The 26,179-nt window shown below is 45.7% G+C and carries 21 protein-coding genes; 5 read left to right on the top strand and 16 right to left on the bottom strand.

Going from position 1 to position 26,179, the window contains the following annotated elements; all coding sequences use genetic code 11:
- Positions 1-48: 48 nt before the first annotated feature.
- Entirely contained in the window at positions 49-696 is a 648-nt protein-coding gene (locus H579_RS25195; RefSeq protein WP_036566024.1) for a DJ-1/PfpI family protein, read from the bottom strand.
- A gap of 113 nt (positions 697-809) precedes the next feature.
- On the opposite strand from H579_RS25195, the gene H579_RS0110320 reads away from it, so the two are divergent.
- Positions 810-2,231 carry an aminotransferase-like domain-containing protein gene (locus H579_RS0110320; protein WP_028300615.1) on the top strand — a complete coding sequence of 474 codons (1,422 nt, stop codon included), beginning with the start codon at positions 810-812 and terminating at the stop codon, positions 2,229-2,231.
- A gap of 106 nt (positions 2,232-2,337) precedes the next feature.
- On the opposite strand, the gene H579_RS0110315 is transcribed toward H579_RS0110320, so the two are convergent.
- Together H579_RS0110315 and H579_RS0110310 are read right to left on the bottom strand one after the other, a co-directional pair.
- A complete protein-coding gene (locus H579_RS0110315) occupies positions 2,338-2,541 on the bottom strand; it encodes a hypothetical protein (RefSeq protein ID WP_028300614.1) in 204 nt (67 codons plus the stop codon).
- A gap of 434 nt (positions 2,542-2,975) precedes the next feature.
- Positions 2,976-4,439, bottom strand: a complete 1,464-nt coding sequence (locus tag H579_RS0110310) for a S41 family peptidase (protein ID WP_028300613.1) — start codon at positions 4,437-4,439, stop codon at positions 2,976-2,978.
- Between the two features lie 212 nt (positions 4,440-4,651).
- Between H579_RS0110310 and H579_RS0110305 the strand changes: the two genes are divergently transcribed.
- Together H579_RS0110305 and H579_RS0110300 are read left to right on the top strand one after the other, a co-directional pair.
- Positions 4,652-5,458, top strand: a complete 807-nt coding sequence (locus H579_RS0110305) for a response regulator (protein ID WP_028300612.1) — start codon at positions 4,652-4,654, stop codon at positions 5,456-5,458.
- 208 nt (positions 5,459-5,666) lie between these two features.
- Positions 5,667-7,070: an ATP-binding protein gene (locus tag H579_RS0110300; RefSeq protein WP_028300611.1), complete on the top strand. Its 1,404-nt coding sequence runs from the start codon at positions 5,667-5,669 to the stop codon at positions 7,068-7,070.
- Positions 7,071-7,220: 150 nt separating this feature from the next.
- On the opposite strand, the gene H579_RS0110295 is transcribed toward H579_RS0110300, so the two are convergent.
- The 6 genes from H579_RS0110295 to H579_RS0110270 form a co-directional block, all read right to left on the bottom strand.
- A complete protein-coding gene (locus tag H579_RS0110295; protein ID WP_036566022.1) occupies positions 7,221-8,726 on the bottom strand; it encodes an aldehyde dehydrogenase family protein in 1,506 nt (501 codons plus the stop codon).
- Positions 8,727-9,073: 347 nt separating this feature from the next.
- Complete coding sequence (locus H579_RS0110290) at positions 9,074-9,925, bottom strand: SDR family NAD(P)-dependent oxidoreductase (protein ID WP_028300609.1); 852 nt, start codon at positions 9,923-9,925, stop codon at positions 9,074-9,076.
- A 22-nt stretch (positions 9,926-9,947) separates the two neighbouring features.
- Positions 9,948-11,927 (bottom strand): ABC transporter substrate-binding protein, encoded by a 1,980-nt coding sequence (locus tag H579_RS0110285; RefSeq protein ID WP_169449706.1) that lies wholly within the window; start codon positions 11,925-11,927, stop codon positions 9,948-9,950.
- A gap of 494 nt (positions 11,928-12,421) precedes the next feature.
- Positions 12,422-13,156: an EAL domain-containing protein gene (locus H579_RS0110280; protein WP_051227525.1), complete on the bottom strand. Its 735-nt coding sequence runs from the start codon at positions 13,154-13,156 to the stop codon at positions 12,422-12,424.
- A 232-nt stretch (positions 13,157-13,388) separates the two neighbouring features.
- A complete protein-coding gene (gene nadE, locus H579_RS0110275; protein ID WP_028300606.1) occupies positions 13,389-14,225 on the bottom strand; it encodes an ammonia-dependent NAD(+) synthetase in 837 nt (278 codons plus the stop codon).
- An 87-nt stretch (positions 14,226-14,312) separates the two neighbouring features.
- The gene (locus H579_RS0110270) at positions 14,313-14,900 is read right to left on the bottom strand and encodes a DUF4202 domain-containing protein (protein WP_036566019.1); all 588 of its coding nucleotides are present in this window, start codon (positions 14,898-14,900) and stop codon (positions 14,313-14,315) included.
- Positions 14,901-15,126: 226 nt separating this feature from the next.
- On the opposite strand from H579_RS0110270, the gene H579_RS27845 reads away from it, so the two are divergent.
- Positions 15,127-15,927, top strand: a complete 801-nt coding sequence (locus tag H579_RS27845; RefSeq protein ID WP_028300604.1) for a substrate-binding periplasmic protein — start codon at positions 15,127-15,129, stop codon at positions 15,925-15,927.
- Between the two features lie 50 nt (positions 15,928-15,977).
- Here the strand turns inward: H579_RS27845 and H579_RS0110260 are convergent, their stop codons facing one another.
- The 3 genes from H579_RS0110260 to H579_RS0110250 are packed head-to-tail and all read right to left on the bottom strand — an operon-like array spanning position 15,978 to position 19,680.
- Entirely contained in the window at positions 15,978-17,132 is a 1,155-nt protein-coding gene (locus H579_RS0110260; protein WP_028300603.1) for an ABC transporter substrate-binding protein, read from the bottom strand.
- On the bottom strand, positions 17,119-17,742 hold the full coding sequence (locus H579_RS0110255; protein ID WP_028300602.1) for a response regulator transcription factor: 624 nt from the start codon (positions 17,740-17,742) through the stop codon (positions 17,119-17,121). Before H579_RS0110255 ends, H579_RS0110260 begins: the two co-directional genes overlap by 14 nt.
- Before the next feature lie 24 nt (positions 17,743-17,766).
- Positions 17,767-19,680: a sensor histidine kinase gene (locus H579_RS0110250; protein ID WP_028300601.1), complete on the bottom strand. Its 1,914-nt coding sequence runs from the start codon at positions 19,678-19,680 to the stop codon at positions 17,767-17,769.
- A gap of 291 nt (positions 19,681-19,971) precedes the next feature.
- On the opposite strand from H579_RS0110250, the gene H579_RS0110245 reads away from it, so the two are divergent.
- Positions 19,972-20,604 (top strand): GGDEF domain-containing protein, encoded by a 633-nt coding sequence (locus H579_RS0110245; RefSeq protein WP_028300600.1) that lies wholly within the window; start codon positions 19,972-19,974, stop codon positions 20,602-20,604.
- 155 nt (positions 20,605-20,759) lie between these two features.
- Here H579_RS0110245 and H579_RS0110240 read toward each other — a convergent pair whose 3' ends face one another.
- The 4 genes from H579_RS0110240 to H579_RS0110220 all read right to left on the bottom strand — a co-directional run bounded on the left by H579_RS0110240 (position 20,760) and on the right by H579_RS0110220 (position 25,856).
- Entirely contained in the window at positions 20,760-21,809 is a 1,050-nt protein-coding gene (locus H579_RS0110240) for an iron-sulfur cluster-binding domain-containing protein (RefSeq protein WP_028300599.1), read from the bottom strand.
- Between the two features lie 299 nt (positions 21,810-22,108).
- Entirely contained in the window at positions 22,109-23,773 is a 1,665-nt protein-coding gene (gene hcp / locus H579_RS0110235) for a hydroxylamine reductase (protein ID WP_028300598.1), read from the bottom strand.
- Positions 23,774-24,164: 391 nt separating this feature from the next.
- Entirely contained in the window at positions 24,165-25,343 is a 1,179-nt protein-coding gene (locus H579_RS25185; protein ID WP_051227524.1) for a methyl-accepting chemotaxis protein, read from the bottom strand.
- A gap of 192 nt (positions 25,344-25,535) precedes the next feature.
- Positions 25,536-25,856 (bottom strand): MCP four helix bundle domain-containing protein, encoded by a 321-nt coding sequence (locus tag H579_RS0110220; protein WP_028300597.1) that lies wholly within the window; start codon positions 25,854-25,856, stop codon positions 25,536-25,538.
- Positions 25,857-26,179: the final 323 nt, after the last annotated feature.

The raw sequence follows: 26,179 nt of genomic DNA, 5'->3' as shown, positions 1-26,179 counted from the left end.
AACGCCGTCCAGGCATGGACGGCGTTAGCCGATGTTTTACAACAGAGATTAAGTGCCTTGAACTGGATTTTGACGCACTGATCCATACTGATTTGCATTAGATAAGAAAGGGAGAATGTTTTTCAGTGTTTGTTGGACATAGCGTTCTTTTTCTCCAACAGGTGCGACATAGTGGATTGCTTCTTGGGCCGCTTCAATGCTCACCAGGCGAGCAATTACCCAAGCTGCGAGATATGAAGAGGCTAAACAGCCGCCTGAGCTTGCGACATTATCCTTGGCAAAAAAGGCCTGGTTTAATACTTCAATACCACTATCTTGCAGCCAGGGCGTGGTAGTGAGATCGGTACAAGCGGGTATATTTTGCAGCAGTCCTAGCTTTTCCAGTATTAAGCTCCCTGAACATTGAGCACCGATCAGCTGGCGAGATGGATCAAGCTGAAGTTGTTCAATAATCCTGTGATCTGCCACAATTTCCCGTGTTTTGATGCCACTACCGATCAATACTGCATCTGCCTGACAAGCTTCGCTCAGCGAAATATGCCGTTGCAGCGTTACTCCATTCATGGAAGTAACTTCCGCAGTCGGACTGGCAAGAGTGACACGCCAATCCGGTTGCTTAATACGATTAAGAATTCCCAGAGCAATCAGGGAATCCAGTTCATTAAAACCATCAAACGTCAGAATTGAAATGTGCATAGGTTGGCCTCAGTCGAAGGGCTTAGAGTTCAGCCCTTAATTGTTACTTGCTGGACCGCAGTGTATCGAGCAAAATAATGACAATAAAATTATTGTCATGGATACATTTGGCGATGGCACGAGCACGTTACAAACACTTGGTCGATCAATTTGCTACAGATATTCGCAGTGGAAAGTTAGTCCCAGGGACACGCTTACCAACACACCGGCAGTTGGCTGCTGAACAAGGAATTGCGTTGGTCACTGCATCCCGGGTGTACGCAGAACTTGAGGCGATGGGGCTGGTGAGCGGCGAGACGGGTCGGGGGACTTTTGTGCGGCAAACCGAGTTACCGGCAGGACATGGTATTGATCAAATCTGTACCAAAGAAGGCATGTTGGATCTGAATTTTAACTCGCCTGCCTTGCCTGGACAGGCTGAACTGCTAAGGCAGGGGTTACGTCAGTTGGCCTCTTCTGGTGATATCGAAGCCTTACTGCATTATCAACCCCATGCCGGGCGTAAACATGAAAGAGCCATTGTTGCGCATTATCTCGAACGGCGCGGCCTGAAAGTTGATGGTGAGCAGGTTTTATTGGTCAATGGTGCCCAGCATGGCTTGGCCTGTGCGGTGATGTCGTTACTAAAGCATGGAGACTTGGTGGCTGTTGATGCTCTGACCTATCCGGGGTTTAAGATAGTCGCTTCAGCTCAATCGTTGCAGTTGACACCGGTTTCTATCGCTTGGAAAGTATCCTCATCGGCAGAAAAAGCATTGGGATCTACCCAACCCATATCTACGGGTACTCAGAATATATCAGCGGCAGTCGGGCCCGATTTAGATGCCTTGGAGCGGTTATGTCAGACGCGACCTGTACGGGCCGTTTATGCTATGCCGACGTTGCAAAATCCTTTGGGTTGGGTAATGACTTTAGCTCAGCGACAACGTCTGATCGCTATTGCACGTCAATATAACCTGATTATTATAGAAGATGCCGCCTATGCTTTTCTGGCTGACAGTCCACCCCCGCCACTGGCTGCGCTCGCACCTGATATAACCGTTTATATTTCCGGGCTTTCCAAAAGTGTAGCTACTGGGCTGCGTATGGGCTTTATTGCAGCCCCCTCAAACTGGATAGCTCAACTGGAGCGTACCATAAGAGCAACGATTTGGAATACTCCGGCCCTGGTCACCGCATTAGCGTGTCAATGGGTCGAAGATGGCACAGTGGATTACCTGGAAATGGAAAAACGCAGAGATGCAGAACAACGACAGGTGATCGCCAAAGCGGTATTTAAAGAGTTAGTGACGATAGGCCACCCCAGCTCATATTTTATCTGGTTGCCCTTGCCTGAAGAGGTGCGCTCGGATCAGATTGTGATGGCTTTGATGATGCAGAATGTCTCAGTCTCCAGCGCAGAACCCTTTGCAATAACGGAGCATATACCTCATGCGATCCGTTTAGCCCTGGGCTCAATTGAGCGGGATAAACTGCAAGATACTTTAGAATTGGTTAGGCAGACTATCGATACATATGCCTATGGCGTTGTGTAGCGCTTCAGTGTGAAACTGATCTCCTTGGGAGAATTAGCAGGATGCCACTTGGAGGTTTTAATCCGTAAGTGGCATCTAGGTTAGGTGTGTTCCTGAATTGATTCGATCAGCTGTCAATCTGTAGATAAAACAGCTCGTTGTTTTGTTTGGTTGGGGGCTGGCTAGAGAATAGCTGACGGATCAGGCTGGAGTGCTTTTGAACGTCATCGTGAGTATCATAGGCGGTATATAGGATATCCTGTTGACGCTCGCCACATGCGTAAGTCGCAATGGCTTTTCCCATGATTCTGTTAACGGCATGTTTTTTCATGATCTTCACTCCGTATCGATAATGTCGCTATTCCAACCCTGTGACTTTTGGCTACAGCCATGACGAACCAATCTCTGTTCGGGTATTTAGTACCCTGTTTTCCTAAAATACCCCTTAAAATGTGAGTAAACATTCTTATGTTGCAGCGACAGAGCACTGGATAAGGCTGTTGTCATTCGTTAAATGATAAAAAATATCCGATTAATAAAACGTAGCAGCTATATCGGGTATCGCCATTAAATTGCGTTACATGTGATGTATTCGATTATAAATATTGATCTAAGTTCTGCTCTTGCTTACTTCTTAGTCAAAATTCTTTTTGCTTGTTTGATCAATATGGCTTGAGGGAAGTTGAGAAGCTATATGGCGGGTGTTTCGATGCTTTTCAGCCTCTGACTTGAACTCAGAGGCTGAAGAGTGTGGGGAGGACTGGTTTAATTTGTCAGTAAGCTCAGAGCCAGATCAATACCTTCGTCTATACCTGCCAGGCGTTGACTTTGGGTGCCGAACTCAACGTGATAATCGACGGGAATGCCCTCTCCTTCGAACCACTCCCCGTCAGGTGTCAGGTAATATTCGTTAACCAGATCAATCTCAAAGCCATTAGGTAGTGTCTTTTCCAGGATATCTGATATCGCACCCTGAGTCGCTTCACCGACTAAGGTGACATGAGGCAACTCCCGTAGCATCAGGGTAAAGACTTCTGCGGCACTGGTACTGGCGGCACTGGTCAGTAGCACAACCGGTTTCAGATAAGGGCTGGCCACTGGAGCTAAGCTGTAGGTTTCCAGTTTTGTTCGGCTATTACCTAGACGCGCCTGTTTACTATACAAATGACGTTCCGTATCCAGGAAGTGTTTCGCTATCATTTGGCTGGCTGCGTCAAAGCCTCCAGGGTTTTGGCGAATATCGATCACCAGGCCATTAGTATTGGCGAGTTCAGACATGGCTTGCTCAATGGCTGGTTTCAGGACATTCAGCTCATCAACAAAATCGAGTTCATCCAAGCTATCGCCTGCAAAGAAGGCCATATTTTCAATGCTCAGATAACCGATATTATTTGTCGTGATAAACCAGATCAGTTGGCCGTTGGCTGCTTGCTTGATCTGATTATCATCGGCGGCGTAAGAAATACGGATCTGATTCACTCGGTCAATTTGTTCTGCTTGATAGCTCAGATACTGGACATATTGCTGATCATTGTTGATCGTACCATTGGCTGAAATGTACTCTTCGGCAATACGGTCCAGCAGGGTTACTCCACTGGTAACGTTTACACCCGAATCTGAATCAACGGCTCTGACTTCAACATGGCTATCCCCTAGCGGTGCAACCATCTCAGCCAATGCATAGAACAGGTCTTCATCACTGCTATCACTGGTTAGGCTCACGGTTACCTGCTCTCTCTGAGCGGCCCAATCTACATTTCGTTTATCAAATGTAGGGTAGTATTCATTAAAGGTTTGCCAAAACATTTCAAAATCTCGAGCGGCATCGGCTTGATAACCGCTTTCTTCTTTCACTTTAACCAAATTTTGTAGGCAGCTGTCTGGCAAAGCACCTGTTTTGGCGTATACCGCTCCACGCTGCTCTACGCCGTGTTGATTCAGGATTTGACGCATACTTTGCTGGTCTTCAGACAATTGCCAGAATTGGTTGGCAAGGTCTGCACCTGAGCCTCTTTCAGAGTTAGATTGAATGCAGTAACTGCTGGTATATTGATATTCATATAAGCGATCTTTTCCTACTACCATCGCTGTACCGTAGGCTGGTGCAACCCAGGTTCCGATATAGGATTCACTATTGATAGCGCTAATATTTGTCTCGTCATCATCACCATTACAACCTGACAGCAGCATACAGGCCGCGATAAAATGAACACCTAGTGACTTTTGCATAATTAATCTCCAATAAATCATTTTCTTGGCGAGTGCTTCGCCATAACGTTGGGGCCAGTGTAATCAGCACAGGTGTTAGGGTCTTACAGGCAAAAGTTATGCTTTGTAATGGAAGGATGGCATGTCCTGTATTACATTCTTCGCTGCAAGCGTAATCAACAAGTGGTTATTCAGAGCTTAGAAGCCATCATTGAACAGGGTTGAGAAAGGGTATGTCTGAACAGATTCAAAAAGGTTGTATCTTGCTTGCGGAGGATGATCAAAAGCTTGGGGATCAGGTTCAGCGTTTTCTTGAACGGTATGATTATCAGGTTATTCGAGTAATGGATGGTTTGGAGGCCATTGAACAAATTAGAATCCGGCAGCCTGATATTGTAATTCTGGATCTTATGCTGCCAGGTGCTGATGGTTTTCAGGTTTGTCGTGAGGTGCGGGCAGGCTTCTTTGGTCAGATTCTAATACTGACGGCCAGTGAAGACGATATGGATCAAGTTGCTGGTTTGGAGCTGGGAGCTGATGGTTACCTGATCAAACCGATTCATCCCAGGGTTTTGCTTGCTCATCTGCGTTTATTGGAACGTAACCGTCAGCCTGCTATTGCTTCTAGTACAGCACGTACTGGCGAGGCGTTTGCTATTAACTCTGATGTAGGTACAGTGGCGGCTCATGTTGCTGTGAATTCTGCCCCCCCTATTGCTGAGCAGACGAAATGGCTGACTTTTGGCCAGTTGCAGATCCACCCTATACAGCGGGCTGTTACTTTGGCGGGTGACGATATTATCCTGACACCTTCAGAGTTTGATGTTTTGTTATTGTTGGCTAATCAAGCCGAGCAGGTGGTGAGCCGGGATGAGATTCTGAAAACCTTGAGAGGTATCGAGTACGACGGTTTTGATCGTTCGGTGGATGTTAAAGTTTCGGCGTTACGTAAAAAATTGGCAGATAATCTATCGCAACCGAGAAAGATTATTACCGTGCGAGCTAAGGGCTACCTGTTTGTCCCTGATGCCTGGGGTTAAGGTCAGGCAGTCACAAGGGTAATCTATTTTCCTGTTTGTTCTCGCTTGGGCTTCCTGGTCTACTTTGGGTTATGGGAGCGAAGTCATAACATTCCATAACAGTTACCTTGTATCTGCTTTCAGGCTGCTGGTTTAGGCTGTACTTGTTTGTTCTAATTTTGGAACCGGATCTTTAGATCTGCCATCAAACAGTGAGACCTTTGCTGCTATGTTACGAATTTTCCTACCTCTCTATCTTTTACTGTTTGTGTTTAGCTTCTATTCCAACGATCTGTTTGATCAGTTGCTCTTGATGATGTCACCAGAGGCGATAGTAGACGATACTGTGAACGATCTGTCTGGGGCATTTTATATGGTTGAGGAGGTTTTACGGTTAACGCCTCCTGATCAGTGGCCAGAGAAGTTAGAAAAGATGTCCTCCGCTAATATTCCCGTGAAGTTGGTTAGCTCACAAGCCTTGGAGTTATCTGAGCCTGGATTAACAACGTTAGAACAGGGGGGGATTTGGATTGCTGATATTGAGCATGATATTGCTTTAAAGGCGTTTGATACTGAAGGCAGGATCATTCAGATAGGCCCTATTGATACCACTGACATGTACGAAGACAGTGTTTTTATCACCTTCTTTGGCGGTAGCGGGGTTTTGGTAATCTGTGTCGTGTTATGGACCTTGACTGTGCAGCGCCGGATTCGGCACCTGGCTCAAGCTACGCAAAAACTAGGGCAAGGGGAGTTGACTGTTCGGGCCAGTGAGGCTGGTCATTTAAGAGTGAGTGATCTGAACCATAACTTTAATACCATGGCTGAGCGTATTCAGCAGCTGATAGAAAGCCATAAACACCTCAGTAATGCGGTATCTCACGAATTAAGAACCCCTATCTCCAGAATTAAGTTTGAATTGGATTATGCGCAAGATCTGGATGACGTGCAGGAACTACAGAAATCATTAAACAGTATCGCTGAAGATATCAACGAACTGGAAGATCTGGTTTCAGAAGCGTTAACCTATGCGCGTTTTGAGCGTTCAGGTTTAAAGCTGGATTATGAACCTCAAGTGCTGGATAGTTGGCTGCAACAATGGTCTCAGCAAATAAAATTACCGCACGACAATATCACTTTAACGCTGGTTTCCGGTCTTTCTGATTCTTTGGGACCATCAAGTAAGGCTGCTATTTTGGTTCAGCCTGGGCCCTATAGAGCCCAAACCCATCAAATATCTCAGCGTGTTCAAATTCAAACTTCTCAAGTACCTCAAAGCATGGAAGTAGAGTTCCACCCTTCTTCCATTAAGCGTGCTTTGGATAATCTGGTGCTGAATGCTTGCCGCTATGCGGATTATCAGGTTCAGGTTTCGTTTGAAGTGCTGGACGGTAGCGTTTCCATATTGGTCGATGACGATGGTCCTGGTATTCCAGAACAGGATCGGGCAACTCTATTTGATCCCTTTGTGCGGGCGGATAAAAGCCGCTCTAAACTGACTGGTGGTTTTGGTCTGGGGTTGGCGATTGTCAAACAGATTGTGCTGCGTCATCAGGGGCAAGTCGAGGTAATGGACAGTCCCTTAGGTGGCGCGCGCTTTAAACTCAGTTGGCCTCGACAGCAGAGTCGCTAATCTGTTGGGCGGTGTCATTGTATTTGTATCGTTATTTAAGGTTGGTATCCATACGCCATCAGCCACTGATAACCGGCTTGGGAGCAGATCCCATCATTAAAATGAGAACGGCTCCCTTATTCTATACCTACCGCGATTGCTATCGATCAATCAGATACTCATCAGTACCGATTTTACTTCTGTGTAGTGCTCAATAACATCGGAACCCATCTCACGTCCCAGACCTGACTGTTTGAAGCCCCCGAATGGCAGTGCTGGGTCAAGTGCAGTGTGGCAATTGACCCAGATTGAACCTGACTTAATGCGAGGTACCATTCGGTGTACCTGAGATAGGTTATTGGACCAGATGCTGGCGCCCAAGCCATACTGGCTGTCGTTGGCTATACGAATGGCTTCATCAATATCATCAAATGGCATAGCAACTAATACTGGGCCAAAGATCTCTTCCCGTGTGACGATAGCGTTATGGTCAACATCAACCATTACCGTTGGTTTTACATAGAAGCCAGGACCTTCTATTGCTCCACCACCCGCTGTAATCGTAGCGCCCCCCTGAATACCTTGTTCGATATAGTGACATACCCGTTCCTGCTGGCGGGCCGAAACAAGAGGTCCCATCTGAGCATTAGGATCTAAACCTGAGCCCAACGTCATATTGGACGCGATACTGGAGATGTCAGCAACCACGTTATCAAAATGCTTTTTGTGAACATAGAGACGGGAGCCAGCACAGCACACCTGGCCATGATTAAAGAAGATAGCGTTGGCAGCACCTTGAGCGGCGGTTTGAATGTCGGCATCATCCAGTACAATCGTAGGTGACTTTCCGCCCAGTTCCAGAGTGACGCGGGTCATGGAGTCCATGGCTGCTTTGCCGATCAGCTTGCCAACTTCGGTAGAACCGGTAAATGTCAGCTTATCAACGTCAGGGTGGTGAGATAAGGCTGCTCCTGCTTCATGGCCAACCCCTGTCACCACATTGACTACACCCGCTGGATAACCCGCTTCCAGTGCCAATTCTGCGAGTTTTAACGCGGTTAACGGTGTTTCTTCAGCGGGTTTGAGTACCACAGTACAGCCTGTTGCCAGTGCGGGGCCCAGTTTCCAACAAGCCAGTAACAGTGGGAAGTTCCAGGCGACAATGGCACCCACCACACCAACCGCTTCGCGACGGGTATAGCCGTGAAATTGGGCGTCGGGCATAAAGGGCACAGATACATCGACGGTACGGCCTTCAATCTTAGTGGCAAAGCCTGCCATATAGCGCAGAAAGTCCACTGCCAGGCGAATATCAACATGTTCAGCAATGACCATGCTTTTACCATTATCAATAGACTCAATCTCTGCTAATAGAGGGGCGTTTTGCTCAATCAGATCGGCAAAGTTCCACAGTAGCTTTTGACGGTCCACAGGCTTGATACGGCTCCAGTCGGAATCATCGAATGCCTGACGGGCTGCTGCCACTGCTTTATCGATATCGGCTTTACTACCACTGGGTACAGAGGCTATCTTTTCGCCGTTGGATGGGTTGTAGACATCTAATGTTTGTCCATCGGCGGCGGCTAACCACTGATCTCCCACTAAAAACTTATGTTGGCGTTGGATAAAAGCTAACGCAGCTTCAGAAATGTTTACTTGGGATTCTAATACGCTCATATAGCGACCTTTTTATTGTTGTTCGTTTTGTCTGGTACGAATAAATCTTGATGTGGCAAAACCTAATACCTGTAAGTTGAGGTTTTAAGAAACTTCACTTATGGATAGCAGGTACTAGCCCGATTCATCATAAATATGGCAAAGGCTATGCCAGAGCAGGGGGAGTGGGTTTATCTAATTGATAAATAAAAACTTTTATAGGTTTTTTGGATAAAGTGCGGTTTTGGGGGCAGTGTTTAACAATGAGACAAGTGTCAAAAAATAAGTCAGTTTGTCGAAAACAGCAGAAACCTCATCGTGCCTTTCAAAGCACCTTTCAAACAGGATGAGGTCTCAGGGTTCAGATGTTATTTATTCTCGTCACTGGAAACTTTGAGCAATACTCGATCCAGCATACGTGTTGAGAGGATGCGACGTAGCCAGCCAAACAGATGGGTAGGAAAGGTGACATAGTAGCGAGGTTTGGGGTGTTTACTTTCTATGGCATGCAGCAAGCACTTGGTGACTGCTTCTGGTCCTAATGTGAAGGGATCGTTCTGTTTGCCGTTTGATGTTGCCAAACGCCGCTCGACAGCTTCATAGACCGCTTTATGAGCACTGTTATGCGGGTTGATATGCCGCTTAAAATTCTGATAGGCGTTATCTCTGAATTTACTGGTGATAGGGCCCGGTTCGATCAGGCTGACATAGATATTGGTACCGTTTAATTCCTGACGCAGAGTATCGCTCAGCCCCTCCAGGGCGAACTTAGACGTGTTGTAGGCACCACGATATTTTAAAGTGATTAAGCCTAGTACAGAGCTGTTCTGAATAATACGGCCATGACCTTGCTTACGCATAACAGGCAGTACTAAGCAAGTGAGTTCGTGCCAACCTAAAACATTGGTTTCCAGCTGCTGGCGCAGGCTGTCTCGGCTTAGATCTTCAACGGCACCTGGAATACCATAAGCACCGTTATTAAACAGGACATCCAATGTGCCGCCCGTTTCTGTAAGTACCCAGTCGACTGCTCGTTGAATGGAATCGCTGCAATCGAGATCCAGCGGGTAAACATCTTTTAGCCCTTCTCGTTTCAGCCGCTCGACATCTTCAGCCTTACGGGCCGTAGCAAAAACACGGTAGCCTAACTTGTTGAGTTCATGGGCCGTGTAGTGACCAATGCCGGAGGAGCATCCAGTAATAAGAATTGATTTTGACATAGGTTGATGGGTACAGATTATATTAATGGCTTCTGTGGTCAGTAATAAGACGGTTTCCGCCTTGGCTTTTGCCTTCTTTCACCCGCTCTTCAGCCAGGAATAGCAGCTGTTTGCTATTTAGCTCGGTTAAGCTGAACTCTTCGGTATCTACAATACCGCCTGTCACGGTGACAAAGAAACTGTTATTACTGGTATCAAAGCGATAGTGAGCAATATAGTTGCTGATACGATCACAGGCGTTTATTGCGTCTGCAGTGTTCGTATTGGGCATCAGTACAGCATATGCCTGACCGCCAAAGCGTGCCACCAGATCCATAGGGCGAACCTGTTGTTGGATAATATCCGCCAAAGTTTCAATGACATGGTCTCCTGTATGTTCGCCGTACTCGGCATTGATATTCTCCATTTTATCAATATCGATCAGCGCGACTGCAAAATGGCCTTCACCAAACTTTACCCTTTGCATAAAAGCGCTGAGGCGGCTCATAAAATAGCGTCGGTTCAAACAACCCGTCATCGTGTCTGTAATGGCTAATTGTTCCAGTTGCTGCTGGGCCTTACGCTGTTCGGTCACATCCAGTAAGACTCCATGGGCTGCTTTTAGGCCGCCTTCTGTGCTGGTTTCTATGATCTCTCCGCGACAGACAAGCCAGCGGGACAGGTTATCTTCATCACTCAGCTCTGCTTCCAGCTCAAAACGCCCTGCTTGTTGACGGACCTGGTCGCTAAAATGGCTAAAGAAATTACGTACTGAGACTATATTGGATTCGGACGAGACATCCTGAAACGAAAAAACTGTGGCCTGATGTTGCCCACCCAGAAAAGTGGCAGCATTTTGATCAATGAACAGGGTATTATCAACTCGATTCCAGTGCCAATAACCTTGGTTCGAAGCCCAAAGAGACATTTGTTGTTTTTGTTCCGTAAAAACCAGTTTAGAGCCTGCTTGGGCCCTCAGATTAATCTGTTCTTGTAATCTGCGGTTATAGAAAAACAGCAGTAACAGCATAAAGCCGATGCTGAGTGCCAGAATCAATCCGATCTTAAAGTAATGTTGATCTAAGTTTTTTGTGGGGCGATCCGGTTGCCATATAAAGCCTTCGAGAGAATAATCCGGTTGCAGTAAGCCGAGAGAAACAAAAGTATTAGCCATATGACGCCAGCGGGTCAGATTCATATGCCCTAGTTCAACAAGGTCCGGTAATACCAGCTCTTTCATCTGTTGATATTCATATTCCAGATGTTTACGGCTGTGGGCGAAAGGGAAGTCGCTGTACTTTTCAAGAATTAGATCAATGATTTCATCCGGACGGTCAAAGGCATATTTCCAGCCCCTTAGTGTTGCATTCATAAAAGCTCTGGCCAGCTCAGGTTGCTCTTCTAACAGGGTTTCGCTGGTAAATATGGTATCGCCATAAAAGTCGATACCATAGGAGCGAGGGAGTATCAGTCGGTAGAGTAGGTTTTGTTGTTCCAAGTAGAAGGGCTGATTGGTGATATAAACTGATGCCGCATCCACTTGTTTGCTGATCAGTTTTTGCATATTAAAGGTACTTGGAATATGTTCGTATTGCCGGGGGGTTATGCCTTCTGCTTGTAATACCGCATAAGCTTCCGCATCTGAGGAGAGTTCACCGATCTCCAGGCGCCGGCCAGAAAAATCCTGTGGGGTATAAATGTCAGAATCAGCCAGTGCCACGATACCTGCAGCAGAGTGCTGAAAAATAACGCCTAATGCGACAACGGGTTGCCCGCTGATTCTTGCCAGTAGTAACTCGGAGCCACTGATACCAAATTGAGCACTCCCTGTTAATACTTCACTGAGAGCGGTAATGCCAGGACCACCTGCTTTAATCTCAACTTCCAGTCCTTCCTGCTTATAAAAGCCTTTCTCTAATGCTGCATAGACGCCCGCAAACTCAAATTGGTGAGTCCAGTTTAGCTGAACAGATACTTTTTCAGCCGCGAAGCCTATTGTGCTGTAAAGTGCAAATAACGCCACGAAAATGATTCGAGAGACTTCCAATCTTGGCACCGGGCTGGGTCCTTAATTTTTAAATGCTTTCTCAGTATAAAATTTTTTCAACATGGGTCCAGATTTTTAATAAAAAAAATGTAAAGACGCTGAGAGTCTGGTTGAATATTGAACAGCGCAGCTATAAGCAGGGTAAAACGTACTTAAGCTTAATTTTAAGCGTAGATACAACTGTAAAAGAAGAGTCACTCATAAGTACACCTACATAAATATCTCAGCCCTTTCCGGCCAATGGTCGGAGAGGGCAAAGGTATAAATGTCGAAAAAATTTTGATGTTATTGCTTAAGTGTATACGGAAAAGAGATAAGAAGTGCCTAAAAGAGCCTTCTGTTTCCTGATTGCAAACAAGAAACGAAGGCTCTCGAGCACTTGCTTTACCGGCACAGATAGTTAAGCGGTCGAATGTCAAGTGTTGGCTATTCTTCGTTAAATGCAGAGTGGTTATATCAAATGTCAGTGATTAGTGCTTCTCTGTACGAAAAAACTCTTTGTAGATAAACCCTTGTACATAGTCGACTCCCAGATGGTGGGCAAATTGGAGATCTTCTTCGTTTTCAACGCCTTCAAGAATTAATTTTTTATGACTAGCCTTGGCAAAATCACAGAGAGCTTTCAGCAGGTGCTCATAGTTTTCTTTACGCTGGTTCTTAATCCAGGAGCGGTCCAATTTCAGATAATCCACACTCAGCAGGATATCGAATGACAACATACTGTTTGGCGCACCGATATCATCTAGAGCTATTTTCAGGCCATGATCCCGGTAAGCCTTACCCATGCCGCTGCTATAGATTGCATCGCTGGCATCTGTGTTCTCAATAATCTCTACTACCAGATGGGATTTGCCTTTTAGCAGTTCGAGCAGGGGATTCCTTTCATCGCCACCAAAGAGAGCAAAGGCGTGAGGGTCAATATTCAGAAAGAGATTATCGCCGATTGGGGCGGAGGTCAGCTGTAGCCATTTCATCTGATATTCGATATTGAACAGGCTAAGTTCATCAGAATGTAGCGCTTCAAAGACGATGTCTGGACGCAGGGTTTGACCCTCTGGATCATAAAAGCGAGCCAACCCTTCCCAAGCCATGATATCACCGGGGTGCAGTTCAATAATAGGCTGGTACTCTACTCCAAAGCGTTGATTCTGGATGAGATCATAGAGAGTAAAGTTATCAATGCCGCTAAAAACTTCTTTTATCATAAGGGGTTGCTCATTTAATGATAATTGTTCTTATTATCTATGCGGCGATTGGTTGTGTCAATGCAAATAGTAATGCTTATCATTGTTTTGCTGTTGAGATTGAAGTGTTATCACTATGAGAGGTTGGTTAGAGCAATAGCTTCAGCTGAGGGGGATAAAGGAAGACCAATGATAAGAGCAGAAAGCGCGAGGGCCCGCAACCAACACTGTCTGCGGGCTCGCAGCAATTTAGTTACTCTTTGTCGTAAATAGTTGGAATAGGTTGGCGCTTGTGTTGAGTCGCATTATAGATGTATATCAAACGTTCGCTCACTTCCTGTGATACAGGTTTGCCTTCCAGGAAATCATCAATTTGATCATAAGTCAGTGCCAGAGCATCTTCATCAGCTTTTTGTGGAGCCAACTCCTCCAGGTCCGCCGTTGGTGTTTTATGTACCAGTAACTCCGGGGCACCTAAAGTTTGTGCCAGCTTACGCACCTGACGTTTGCTTAAGCCAAACAGAGGTGCAAGATCACAAGCACCGTCACCGTATTTGGTATAAAACCCCGTGATATTTTCTGCAGAATGGTCTGTTCCGAGAACCAGTCCTCCGGTCAAACCCGCAATTTCATACTGAGCAACCATACGGGCCCGGGCTTTGACATTACCCTTAACAAAATCAACAGTGGCAGGATTTTCAGGAATTAAGCCTTTACCCTCCAAAGCCTCCAGGGTACTGGCGTGCAGGCCATCGACACCAGCATGAATATTTACACTTACAGAATGAGTGGGCTGAATAAAGCTGAGTGCTAATTGTGCTTCATCTTCATCTTTCTGTTCTTGATATGGCAGACGAACAGCGATAAAACGAAAGTCTGCAGTGTGTGTCTCTTCGTTTAATTCATCAATAGCCAGCTGTGCCAAACGGCCACAGGTAGTGGAATCAATGCCTCCACTGATGCCCAGAACCAGAGATTTGCAACCCGACTGCTTTAATTTACGTTTGATAAAATCAACCCGACGGCGGATTTCAAAATCCGCATCAATCTCGGGCAATACCTGCATCTCTGCACGGATCTGCTGTTCCATTGTTGAATACCTTAAATCTGACTGATGAATACCAAACCTGGATGTTTGTGTGTGAACCGTTTGTGTTATTAGCCGTAGCTGAATACCTTAGCCCAGCGCTTTTTTAATTAACGCTAACATGGTGTCGGAATAAGCAATTTGCAAGGCTGCAGCATGTCCTTGTTCTGACATCTTCTTCCAGGTTTTCTGGATAATACTGATAATTTTCTCTTCATTGTGCTTTTCGGCAAATGCATCCAGATAGTATTCCAAAAAAACCAGACAGATCACATCTTCCAGTGTTTGCACTTCTGCATCATGCTTCAGTTGTTTTTTCTGTAGCAGGAAAGCAACGCGTTCGGCATCACTTTGTGTATAACCTGCCTCTAACATTAACTTTCCTGTCTGTTCGCTATGAAACTTGCCCAGCTCCGTACGCCAGTGTTTGTAGCCCATACGCCCTTCTGGATAATCTGAACGTTTGATCGTCCAGCGTTGGATATGCTGAGCCCGTGCAGCAATTTGGAGTAGCTCGCTCGCTTGTGGTGCAAATTTCTCCAGCTGGGCAGACATACGTTGAGCATAAAGTAGTTCTTTAGGAATGCTCTGACCCTGCCATTGCTCTGTATTAGGGTCTTGGCTATTGACTTGATCAATTAGCTCGATCACTTGCTGAAAAGAGGGTGTATTACTCATCGCTGAAGGTCTTTAAGTTGATAATTCAATTATAAAAGCAAGAAACAGACCAAGGAGATGCTTAGTATATGAAATCTGTTGACGTGAGGTCTGTTCATGCAGTCATACCGGCTGAAAAACAGTTTTGCACAGACAATTAAGGAATATTTTACCTATTTGTACTGTTTTTAGTCTGTTATTTGCACTAAATTTGATTCAGAATAACCTTTTTTAAGTGGAATTCTGAATGCCTATTAGAGCGTCCCTATCAGCTGTTGTGCTACTGGCTTTTTCTACTTTTGGTTTTGCTGATGAAGTTAAAGTCATGCGCTTTTGCTATGAAAATCAAGATTATAGACCTTACCTGATTAAGGCTGAAGATAATAGCATTGAGCAGGGACAGGCTGGCATGTTGACTGATCTGGTGATAGAGGCCAGTCGCTCTATTGGCATTACACCAGTGTTTGTCCATTATCCTTGGAAACGTTGTATTGCGTTGCTGGAAGCAGGACAGGTTGATGGCATCTATGCGGCAATCTGGTTGAAAAAAAGGGAAAGATGGGGTGCTTTTCCCATGCTGGATGGTAAACCAGACAGCCGCTATCTGCTATGGCAAGTAAAATATAATATCTATAGTTTGAAAAACAGCTCTCTGTCCTGGGATGGTGAGCAGTTTACCGGTTTGAAAACAGGAATTGCGGCTCCTTTAGGTTATGTAGCCGAAGAGAAGCTGGAGGCTTTAAATGTTAAAGTGGCCCACTCTTATATGCCAAGTGAAGGCATGCGCCTTGTAGCGCTGGGGCGTTTGGACGGCTATGTGGTTGAAAGTGCCATTGGCGATCATCTGGTGTTATCGACCCAGGAAGCGCAATATGTACGATCTTTGGATAAGCCTTTTATGTTGGCGGACTGGTATCTTCCTCTGTCTCATCAATGGGTCGCCAGAAACCCCGAATTAAGCCAGCGTTTTTGGCAGGCTTTAGCCAAGGTCCGCACTGAACTGGGACAACATCTGTTCCAACGCTATTCTCTTTTGCCTAAGTCGTAATCATTAATTAACCTGTAACCTGTTTTTTACTGCTTGAGTAAACAACGCCTTTAATGAGATTGTTGGGTTAAAAAGGGGTAGCTTTGAACTGAGGGGGCCAATGTTTTGGAAAACTGAGTGAAGTCTACCTCTTCAAAGTTGCCCAGACGGATTTTGGTTTCGAAGGGAATGCCGGTGCTTTTATGACTAAACATTGGCAACTGCATGCTGCGATGGGCCAAATTAAAGCCATTAAAGAAGTCATACATATAGATCACGCCCCAGGCAGCAGCCATATAATGTCCACCATAGCTGTTTACGATTTGACCCTTATCAATATAATCCAGCACCTTTGGCAGTCGATCGAACCCTGCGATAAATACATCCTCTCCTGGCTTTTTGCCTATCTCAAGTAAGGTCTTGGCTGCACTGATTGCCATATCATCACTGGCCGCCCAGATGAGCTTTACGTCGGGGTAGCGTTGAAATGTTGCCAAAACGGCATTACGGGCATGTTTAGTACTCCAACGGGTACGAAAAACCTGCTTTACCGCAACGGCGCTCTTATATTTCTTCAGGGTATCGTACATGCCCAGTAGGCGTTCAGCGTTCACCTCTGAAGATGGATTGCCTTCCATAGCGATCATAGGGAGGGGATCTGAGGCTGTAAACCGGGACAAGCCTGCTTCAATGAGATCTTGAGTCAGCTTACGACTGGAAGCCTCATTATCGCTGAGTAGTTCAGCTTGCCAGAAGCGATACTCACGACCAGGTAAACCGATCTGATCACTGGCGGCAAAGCCGTTATCAAAGATAAAGGAGTGAATGCGATGGTTTTCAAGTATCTCCAATACAGCCTTGCCGGTATTCTTCATATTGGAGAACAGAACGGCATTGGGCTTTTTCGGTGCGTTAACTAAAGAAGAAATAATTCTGACAGGGCGTAGAGGGTTGCCGTTCAGAGGGATCACCTGAAGCTCTATACCGAGGTCATTGGCTGCTTTTTTCGCGGCCTGTTCCGTTAAACGCCAGAACTCACTTTGCTCGTTATTGGTTAGTAGAACAAAGTAGAGTGGCTTACCGGCTTGTTTAGCCGATTCTTGCTGTTTACTGGATGGAATATTGCCATTATCTGAGCATTGAGCGAATCCGGCTAACAATGTCAGCCATAATACGCCGGACCACAGCAGACATTGTTGCAGCAAAGAGCAATTAACTATTTTCATGGGACATATATATCTTGACCAGGTCGGGTAAAGAGGCAGCCTGGGTCTTTTTCATAATATTGCTGCGGTGATACTCAACAGTTTTAACCGTGATATTGAGCTCGCGGGCAATCTCTTTGTTGGGTGAACCTTCTACCAACATCACCATGATCTGCTTTTCCCGTCTGGTCAAAGAGTCAAACATCTGATGAGTTTCTTTGTCTTTGCGCAGTAAGGCCTTACGCTCTCTGAAACTCTTTAATGCACCCTCGATTTTAAAAATTAACTGGCTGTGATCGATAGGCTTTTCCAGAAAATCATGAGCACCTAGCTGTATAGCCCGGACGGCCATAGGTACGGTGGCATGACCTGTAATAAAGATAACCGGGGCGATGATATTCAGGCTTTCCAGTTGTTGGAACAGCTCAATGCCGCTCATACCCTCCATACGGACATCCAGCAAAATACAGCTGGGTTCAGCAGAGGTTTGCTCAATAAACGATAGAAAGCTCTCACCTGAAGAGTGAGTTTCTGCATCGTAACCATATGACTCCAGTAGTATCTTTAAAGATGATGCTACAGATTCCGTATCATCAATAATATGAATTTTATGATTGATGGTCTGTGACATAGGTTAAATATCCTTGATAAGTTATCAGTTAACCGATGTGGTGGTTGTTAGGAGTGGTTTTTCTGGCTCATGAGCGGGCAGTTTTAAAGAGAAAACAGCACCGCCTTCAGTGCGATTATTGACACTAAGCGTGCCGTGATGGATTTCGGCCAGACTGCGGCATATGGCTAAGCCCATACCCAAACCGTGTTTCTTTGTGGTGTAATGGTTAGTGAATACCCGTTGAATATCACTGATACCAGTACCGTTATCTTTGACCTCTAAAATATAGTGGCCATCCTGATTATATAGCTCCAGTATAATTTGCCCCGATGGATGGGCCATATCTTCCAGGACATCCAGTGCATTATTGATCAGGTTAATCAATATTTGTTTGATCTGTACTTCGTTAGCGATAATCCAGGCTTGATCTATTAATGGATAGAAGTTGATCTTAACCTGCAGCTTTTCAGCCCTAAGCTGGCACAGATCAATGGTGTTATGTACGGTTTGTGTCAGTTCAAGGGCGTCTTGGGGATAATCGTTTCGGCCGAGTTCACCTCGGGCATGTTTTACAATATCGGAGGCAATCTGAGCTTGTTTGTTAAGCTGTTCCAGGCTAAAGCAAACTTTCTTCTGCTGCTCTTGCCAGCTAGTTTGATTCGCAGTTGAAGAGGGCTTGCTTAGTTTGATCACTGCATTAGCATAATTTTGAATAGCGGCCAGAGGTTGATTGATCTCATGAGCGATTGTTGTAGCCATTTCGGCAATAGCCATCTGATTCTGACGGAAGTTCATTAATTCGCTGGCTTCTTTTTCGAGATTTTCGGCACGAATTTTATCGGTAACATCCTTTAAAGTGACGTAGTACAAACTGTGTTTATCATACAGCACCATATTAAAGTGCAACTCAATATGTCTGTGACGGGTCTCTCCCGGCTGAGCAAGAATATTTTCCGGCAGTGGGTAACTGCCATGTTCTAACGGTCTCAGGCCAAAGATATCCTCAAAGTTCTGTTTTGTAAGGGTATCCAAAGGTTGTTTGAGCAGATCAATAGCGGAATAGTTTGCGTCGATAATACGGTAAATTTCTTCTTCACCCAGCCGATAGGGCTCCACAATCAATAGAGGGTCAACACTTCTGTGGAACAGAGCACGATAGCGCTTTTGACTGCTCTGTAACATATTAGATAGTAAGCGCGCAGACTCCCGACCTTCTGCGACTTCCTGATTTCTTTCCATCAGTTTGTCATTAACTTCTTTTTGTCGAATATGGTGTAAATGGTTGTTTTCTTGAAGGGTATTACATGCCATGACCAGTTCATGTATTTCACTGGGGCTATGGTCTTTTACCATCTGGGGCTTAAAGTGATCTGGGCGAGTCTCTTTTAAGCCATCAATTAAGGACCTGATTGGACGATTAACCTTACGTTGCAGAAAAATAAATAGCGCCACTAACGGAAGAAGCAGTTTTAGCAGATTAAGAGTGATAATACTGAGATTCTCAGGGGTCAGAAATACTGAGAAGTTATTATCGGTAAAATGAATAGTGATATTCCCCATTAACAAACGTTGTCCATCGCTATTTGTGTGGCTCAAAGGTCTGCTAATAATTAAAGGCGGGGGGGACAATGTGTTGTGGTCGACAGGGCTGATCCGGGTACGCAGATAAACTCTGGCAAACTGGTCAGAAATCATCAGATGAGTGACTCTTGGGTTTTGATAAAGAGTATCGCCCAGCAGATTAATACTGTCCTCATCCGCATCGTATAATGCTTTAGAGAGCAAAGGTATTAGCTGATCTACCTGTTGATTCAGATATTGTTCCCTTAATTGGTTAGTGCTCTGAAAATAGAGTTGAACCTGAAGACCAGACACCAGTATGACCAACAACAGCAACGGCAGAATAACCAGACGAACCAGTTGATTTGAAAGGGAACGTGTTTTTTTCTCCGCCATAAGAATATCCAGCTATGTATCTAATACAAGTATACATGTGGAATTCAGATAATACCCTAGGGAAAACCCTTAAAAATCTTGGTATTAGACCGAGTATTCAGTGCTTTTTTTTCAAGTCATAATACGTATTAGCACTTGCACAAGATTTTTTCGACATCTATTCCATGTTCTCTTCTGCCTCTGGCTGGAGAAGAAAGGGCTTATCTTTAGGTGCTGGTCAGTTTGATAATAAAAATTTAAATTATCCAGAAGCTATCCTGCCGAATGGACCGACTGAAATGGGGAAACTCTATGGGAGTAATCAAGCATAAACAGCCCATATTGGTTTTTCAAAACAGCGGGCAGCAGGATGAGGGGTTATCTAGCACACTACAGCAGCCCACGAGTAATCTGACCAAGGGTGTTGGTGAGCAAAAAATTACAAGCAACTGTGACCCCTTAACTGGATTGTTATGTCGTTCAGCGTTTGAAATAAATCGTTTGAACAAAGGTTTTGAGCGGGACTTAGCCGCTGCGATTATTATCGATTTTGATCGGTTTACTGATGTCAATGAAAAGTATGGTCGTGCGGTAGGTGATTTTATTCTCGCGATACAAGCAGAACGTTTGCTGAAAAATGACGTGGCCCGTGAAAGAATCATTTATCGCTATGAAGGTGATCGTTTTCTGGAACTGGTTTTTTCTAAAAACGGTGTGGACGAGATAGTATTGATGCAGGTGGCCAGAGACCTACAGCAGAATCTGTGTCAACCGATCAAGATGAAGCAAAGTGATGTAGTCATCAGCTGTTGTATCGGCTTGGCGCTAAAAGATGAGTCCAAAAATGCTGCTCAATTGGCAACAGAAGCACTGTTAGCTGTTGAAGAAGCCAAGCAGATAGGGACTGGAAATATTTATCTCAGTGAGCTATCGACAGCTGACTGATAACACGAATGCAGGCCTAACGGCTGTTGCTCTTAGGGGACATTGGATGTCCCCTTTTTTTGTAACGTTATTTTCAGGTGGGAAATATAAGTCAAGGCTTTGAGAGCAACATATAACGAAAGTCCGCCAAGAAATAAGCCTGGACGTTTTGGACTCTAACCAATCTTTACGTGACTATTGCTTGAAACGGTCGTGCTACAAGCCAGTGCATAGCCCTGTTCAAGATCTTCTTCAGATAGATTCGCCTGGCTGCTGGATTCTGCTTTACCATTGATAATCAGACACTTACACGCACCGCAGACACCGGCACGACACGCCGCTGTCATATCCAAACCTGCTTTTTCAACAGCATCCAGAATAGACTGACCAGCTTTAATCTCGATGGTTTTCTGGCCTTCAACCTCCAGGGCGAAAGTGGAGGCAGCATTTATATCGGTATTCTCAGTTGGGGCCTCAGGTTGGAAGGATTCTTTAAAGAAGCGCTCCATATTAAAACCACGCGCCTTGAGGGCTGCTTCTACATCTTGCATATAGCCGGTTGGGCCGCAAACATAGACTTCGGTATCTTCCAGATCAGTAATATTCTGGTTTAACCATTCCGCACTAAAGCGCTGTGCATCGTCAGCATTGGCCGGACGGCTGAATAGCTGGTTTAGGTTAAAGTTGTCATAAATCTTGTCCAGCATCTCCAGGCGTTTCTGGAAGATGGTGTTGTCACGATTAGGCGAGCTATGTACAAAGTCAATTTGAGCGGTGCTATTGGTATCCAGCAGCCAGCGTGCCATGGACATTACAGGCGTAATACCACTACCGGCGCTTAGTAGCAGATAGCGGGCAGGTTGTTGACTGTTTTGTAGGTTGAAATCACCCGCTGGTGCCAAAGCGTTCAGGCTCATATCCGGCTGTAGATTATCGATAAGCCAGTTGGATACCACGCCGCCTTTCACGCGTTTAATGGTGCATTCCAGGGTAAAAGGTCGGGATGGGGATGAGGACATAGAGTAAGAGCGGGCATACTCGTGACCATCAATCTCCAGTTGCAGAGTAATAAACTGCCCCGGAATAAAGTTAAAGACTGCCTGATTGCAGGCTTCAAAGATAAAAGTGGTGGCGTCCGGCGTTTCGTCACGACGGGCGACACAGTTAATAGGGGCAATAAAGGCACTGGTTTGGCCCGTGAAGTTCAGCTGCTCAAGTTGCTGCATATTACTAATCACCTAGTTTTGTTTCTATTTATAGATATCTGCTGAGCGGTTGCTTTCACCGCTAAAGCTTAATCCGCGAATCAGACTGTCGTGTCTCTGTTCGGTATTTAGATCAAGCCCGTAGCTGAGCGGAGAAGCAAAAGGGCCAGCAGATGCTGACCCTCTTTGTCACTTAGGAAATGCAGAAAACCTTAACAGAATCAGGGTATTGGTATTTGATCCAAGTCAGCCCTGAAACAGTTTCTGCTTATTTATCCCAGTGCTTTAAATCTATTTCTAACGCTGTTTTGGCCTGAATCCTATGCGGCATTCAGCGCTTGAGCCAGGTCCTGTTCAGCAGTGGTGATACCTTTCAGCTGGAACTGCTCAACCAGTACATTAACCAGATTGTCGGTCAGGAAGGCTGGTAGTGTTGGGCCGGTAGAGATATTTTTCACGCCCAGAGAGAGCAGAGTCAGCAGAATCACAATCGCTTTCTGCTCGAACCAGGACAGCATCAGAGACAGTGGCAGATCGTTAATATCGCACTCAAACGCTTCTGCCAGAGCAACCGCCAGCTGGATCGCAGAGTAGCTGTCGTTACACTGACCGATATCGATCAGACGTGGGATGCCGTTGATATCACCGAAGTCCTGCTTGTTGAAGCGGAACTTACCGCAGCCCAGCGTCAGAACTACGCTGTCTTGTGGCACTTGAGTGGCCAGGTCGGTGTAGTATTCACGCTCTTTGGCGCTACCGTCACAGCCGCCAATCAGGAAGAAGTGTTTGATATTACCAGCTTTGATATTTTCGATGACAGCACCAGAGGCTTGCATCAGAGCATTACGAGCAAAACCAACGGTAATAAAGTGCTCTATCTGGTCGTGATCAAAACCATCCAGTGCCAGCGCTTTTTCGATCACAGGGCTGAAATCACCGTCAGCCACGTGAGTAACGCCCGGCCAGCCTACGATATTGGAAGTAAAGATGCGGTCCCCGTACTGACCTACTTTAGGATCGATAATACAGTTAGAGGTCATGACGATAGCGCCAGGGAACTGAGCAAATTCAGTTTGCTGGTTCTGCCATGCGGTACCATAGTTACCGGCTAAGTGTGCGTATTTCTTCAGCTCTGGGTAACCGTGTGCTGGCAGCATCTCACCGTGGGTGTATACGTTGATGCCTTTGCCTTCGGTTTGTTGTAGCAGCTTTTCCAGATCGTGCAGATCGTGGCCAGATACCAGAATCGCTTTACCCTTAATAGGATTAACGTTGACTTGGGTTGGTGTTGGGTGACCAAAGCGAGTGGTTTCACCACGATCCAGCATCTCCATCACGCGGAAGTTTAGTTTACCGATCTGCATGGAACAGCCCAGCAGCTCGTTCAGGTCTTCGCTATCATCTGCCAGCCAAGCCATAATCTGGTGGAATTCGGAACAGATATCTTCTTCGTATTGACCCAGAACATGAGCGTGCTCCATATAAGCCGCCGCACCTTTCAGACCGTAGATCGCCAGCAGGCGTGCGCCGATCACATCTTTGTTGTCATCGTTGCTACCACGGTTAACACTGGACTGAGCAATCTGTGCAGTCAGAGCTTCGTTGTTATCGGCCAGAGTAAATTCTGAGGCTTCGGTTTCTGCATCAGGGGTTTTGCCAGCTGCGGTGCAAGCGGCGATATATTTGGCTTTCAGTTGGTCGCGGTATTGTTGCGCCAGGTTAGCGTAAGCAACGATACGGTCGCTATCAAAGTTAACGTTGGTCAGGGTAGAGAAAAATGCGCGGGCAGCGTATTGATCGATCTCTTGATCAATGACGCCTGCACTGCGGGCGCGGTTGGCGTAGATGGATAATGCTTGCAGCGCGCGTACTAACAGATCCTGCAGGTCGGAAACTTCAGCTGTTTTACCGCACATACCTTGTGCATAAGCGCAGCCATTACCTACAGGCGTTTTCATGGTTTGTTCACACTGGACACAGAACATTCGCTTTTCCTCAAACTATTCTTGGATTCTGGTAATAGTGCAATCCTGTGATTAGGTGACGTGTTATCAGGTTAATCATCACAGGATTGTTTTTATAACGGCCGTTGTATTTGACCTTTGTTGTAATAGGGCTATTGCAGGTGGCGTGCCAGGGTTTTAAGCCCTACATAAATAGGGGCTTTCAGCATGATGTTATATTTGTTTGATGTTTTTTTTACATCTGATGAGTGATGTTTTTATTACATCTTTCGATGTGTTTAAGACATCTTTGGTGGTAGAAAATCAGAGAAGAAATGACAAAGAAGCTCTGATCGATATTTAGTTGACCACTAAATCAGAGCTTCTTTATTGGGCATGAGAGACGGAAAAGGGAGGGAAGGATAGATAGTCGCTATAATCGAAAATACGCCACATCCTGATCTAAGCGCTCAGCCATCTGACTTAAATTATTGGCGGCTTGCCACACTTCATCAAAAGCGTCGTTGCTGTCATGAGTGATAGTACTGATGACCGAGATATTGCGATGGATCTCTTCTGTAACCAGACTCTGTTCTTCTGCTGCACTGGCAATCTGAGTATTCATATCGTTGACTGTAGTGATTGCTTCGCTGATTTTATGCAGGCTATGCTGGGTTTGTTCTGCCAGGGTGACTGAGTTCTGAGCCACCGCTTCATTTCTTTTCATGACCGTAACGCTTTGTGCAACGCCAGACTGAATTTTCTGCACCATATTCTGTATCTGTTCCGTAGAATCATGAGTACGACTGGCCAGGGTACGGACTTCATCGGCCACAACCGCAAAGCCTCTACCTTGTTCACCGGCTCGGGCGGCTTCAATAGCCGCATTCAGTGCCAGCAGATTGGTTTGTTCTGCAATATCGCCAATAACACTCAGAATGGTTTTAATCTCTTGACTGTCCTCAGCCAGTTGAGAGACAACTTGCACGGATTGGTGTACTTCATTGGCCAGTAAGTGAATACTCTTGATGCTGTCGTCCACAATGCGCAGACCTTTTTCCATTTCCAGTTCAACGGTGCGGCTGGCTTCAGCCGCTGCGGCGGTGTTTTTGGCGACTTCATGTACAGTGGCGTTCATCTCAGTCATAGCCGAGGTGATCATATCTGTTTCACTTTTCTGGGTATTGAGCATATCCCGTGTAGCCTGCGTTCTTTGGTGCAGTTGATTACCCAAAGCAGCAATATCCTGAGTGGAGTTTTTAACATTTTTCACCACGACTTTCAGATCCTGAGTCATACAGCCTACCGCAGCCAGAATACTGCTTGCGTGACTGTCTTGGGGTGTCTCTATGGTCAGGTCGCCCTGGGCCACCCGTTGAGTGGTTAGCCGAACCTTAGCCGGCTCTGCCCCCAGTTGTCGGGATAGCCGGTAGATGATGTAGAGTCCAGACGCGATGCTGCCTGACAGAGCCAGTGCCAGTAAGCTACTGACCAGTATCAGCATTTGTCGATCATGTTCCTTTGTATGAGCATACAGCTCCTTGGCGACGTTTAATTGCAGTTCAACCAGTTGATTGATCTTGCTGCTAATCGGATCAATAGAGCGATACAAAGGGCCATTGATTGTGTCCAGTTGGCCTTTTATATTGCCGGACAGTCGGTTTAACAGTGTTAAAGCCTGCTGAATGTCCTGATTTGCGGCGATAAACAGAGCTTCTGCTTCCTGAGTTAATTGGGCTTCTTCTGGTGTTAACTGGGTGTTCAGGTAGCTATTCCAAACCTTGGCGATGCGACTTTGAGCATTTTAAATACTGGCTCTGGCGTCTTCTGCACTGATTAAACCTGCATCCGCTTTATTGACGGCATCAATGATTAAAACCGCATAATCATCTGCGATAGTTTTTAAGCTTTGCAGAGGAATAACGCGGTCTTCGTAGACCGTTTTAAGCCCCAGGCTGGTTTCTTTTAACGCCCAGATACTGATCGAACCCAGTAACATCAGGGTCAGTAAAGGAATCGAGAAGCCCAGTATCAGGCGAAGCTTGAATGACATTTCTCGTCTGGAGGTATTATTTTCGGCCTTTGACTCAAGGCGAGCCGTTTGGGTGGTTGTTGCAGAAGCCATTGTCCTATTCCTCTTACTATCTGTTCCTCAGTCCGCAGGCATTATTATTAGGGTCTCTGTCGGACTAGCAGTGAACTGTTTTTGAGCCAGATTAAGTTCTAGGGATAAAGGTAGAAGTGAGAGGGATCTTTTGTTACTAGGGAGATCCCTAGTTCTTTTAGAGTAATTACTAAGGTTTGGTTTTTTTAAATTAGCAGGACGTTAATTGTCGTTTGAATCAGTGTGTGGCCGTTGCTGCAATTTGTTATGTCGTGGTCAACCAATACCTGTCTGGATGGGCGGAGTGAGGGACGGAGTAATGAGAGAGATAGGCGATGAGTCAG

The organism is Oceanospirillum beijerinckii DSM 7166, assembly GCF_000422425.1.
In the GTDB taxonomy this organism is placed as follows: domain Bacteria; phylum Pseudomonadota; class Gammaproteobacteria; order Pseudomonadales; family Halomonadaceae; genus Oceanospirillum; species Oceanospirillum beijerinckii.
This window is presented reverse-complemented; position numbering and strand designations above follow the sequence as displayed.

Bases quoted from the DNA above. Each gene is read 5' to 3' on its own strand.
- H579_RS25195 (WP_036566024.1), bottom strand. From the start codon at position 696: ATGCACATTTCAATTCTGACGTTTGATGGTTTTAATGAACTGGATTCC.
- H579_RS0110320 (WP_028300615.1), top strand. From the start codon at position 810: ATGGCACGAGCACGTTACAAACACTTGGTCGATCAATTTGCTACAGAT.
- H579_RS0110315 (WP_028300614.1), bottom strand. From the start codon at position 2,541: ATGAAAAAACATGCCGTTAACAGAATCATGGGAAAAGCCATTGCGACT.
- H579_RS0110310 (WP_028300613.1), bottom strand. From the start codon at position 4,439: ATGCAAAAGTCACTAGGTGTTCATTTTATCGCGGCCTGTATGCTGCTG.
- H579_RS0110305 (WP_028300612.1), top strand. From the start codon at position 4,652: ATGTCTGAACAGATTCAAAAAGGTTGTATCTTGCTTGCGGAGGATGAT.
- H579_RS0110300 (WP_028300611.1), top strand. From the start codon at position 5,667: ATGTTACGAATTTTCCTACCTCTCTATCTTTTACTGTTTGTGTTTAGC.
- H579_RS0110295 (WP_036566022.1), bottom strand. From the start codon at position 8,726: ATGAGCGTATTAGAATCCCAAGTAAACATTTCTGAAGCTGCGTTAGCT.
- H579_RS0110290 (WP_028300609.1), bottom strand. From the start codon at position 9,925: ATGTCAAAATCAATTCTTATTACTGGATGCTCCTCCGGCATTGGTCAC.
- H579_RS0110280 (WP_051227525.1), bottom strand. From the start codon at position 13,156: ATGATAAAAGAAGTTTTTAGCGGCATTGATAACTTTACTCTCTATGAT.
- nadE (WP_028300606.1), bottom strand. From the start codon at position 14,225: ATGGAACAGCAGATCCGTGCAGAGATGCAGGTATTGCCCGAGATTGAT.
- H579_RS0110270 (WP_036566019.1), bottom strand. From the start codon at position 14,900: ATGAGTAATACACCCTCTTTTCAGCAAGTGATCGAGCTAATTGATCAA.
- H579_RS27845 (WP_028300604.1), top strand. From the start codon at position 15,127: ATGCCTATTAGAGCGTCCCTATCAGCTGTTGTGCTACTGGCTTTTTCT.
- H579_RS0110260 (WP_028300603.1), bottom strand. From the start codon at position 17,132: ATGAAAATAGTTAATTGCTCTTTGCTGCAACAATGTCTGCTGTGGTCC.
- H579_RS0110255 (WP_028300602.1), bottom strand. From the start codon at position 17,742: ATGTCACAGACCATCAATCATAAAATTCATATTATTGATGATACGGAA.
- H579_RS0110250 (WP_028300601.1), bottom strand. From the start codon at position 19,680: ATGGCGGAGAAAAAAACACGTTCCCTTTCAAATCAACTGGTTCGTCTG.
- H579_RS0110245 (WP_028300600.1), top strand. From the start codon at position 19,972: ATGGGAGTAATCAAGCATAAACAGCCCATATTGGTTTTTCAAAACAGC.
- H579_RS0110240 (WP_028300599.1), bottom strand. From the start codon at position 21,809: ATGCAGCAACTTGAGCAGCTGAACTTCACGGGCCAAACCAGTGCCTTT.
- hcp (WP_028300598.1), bottom strand. From the start codon at position 23,773: ATGTTCTGTGTCCAGTGTGAACAAACCATGAAAACGCCTGTAGGTAAT.
- H579_RS0110220 (WP_028300597.1), bottom strand. From the start codon at position 25,856: ATGGCTTCTGCAACAACCACCCAAACGGCTCGCCTTGAGTCAAAGGCC.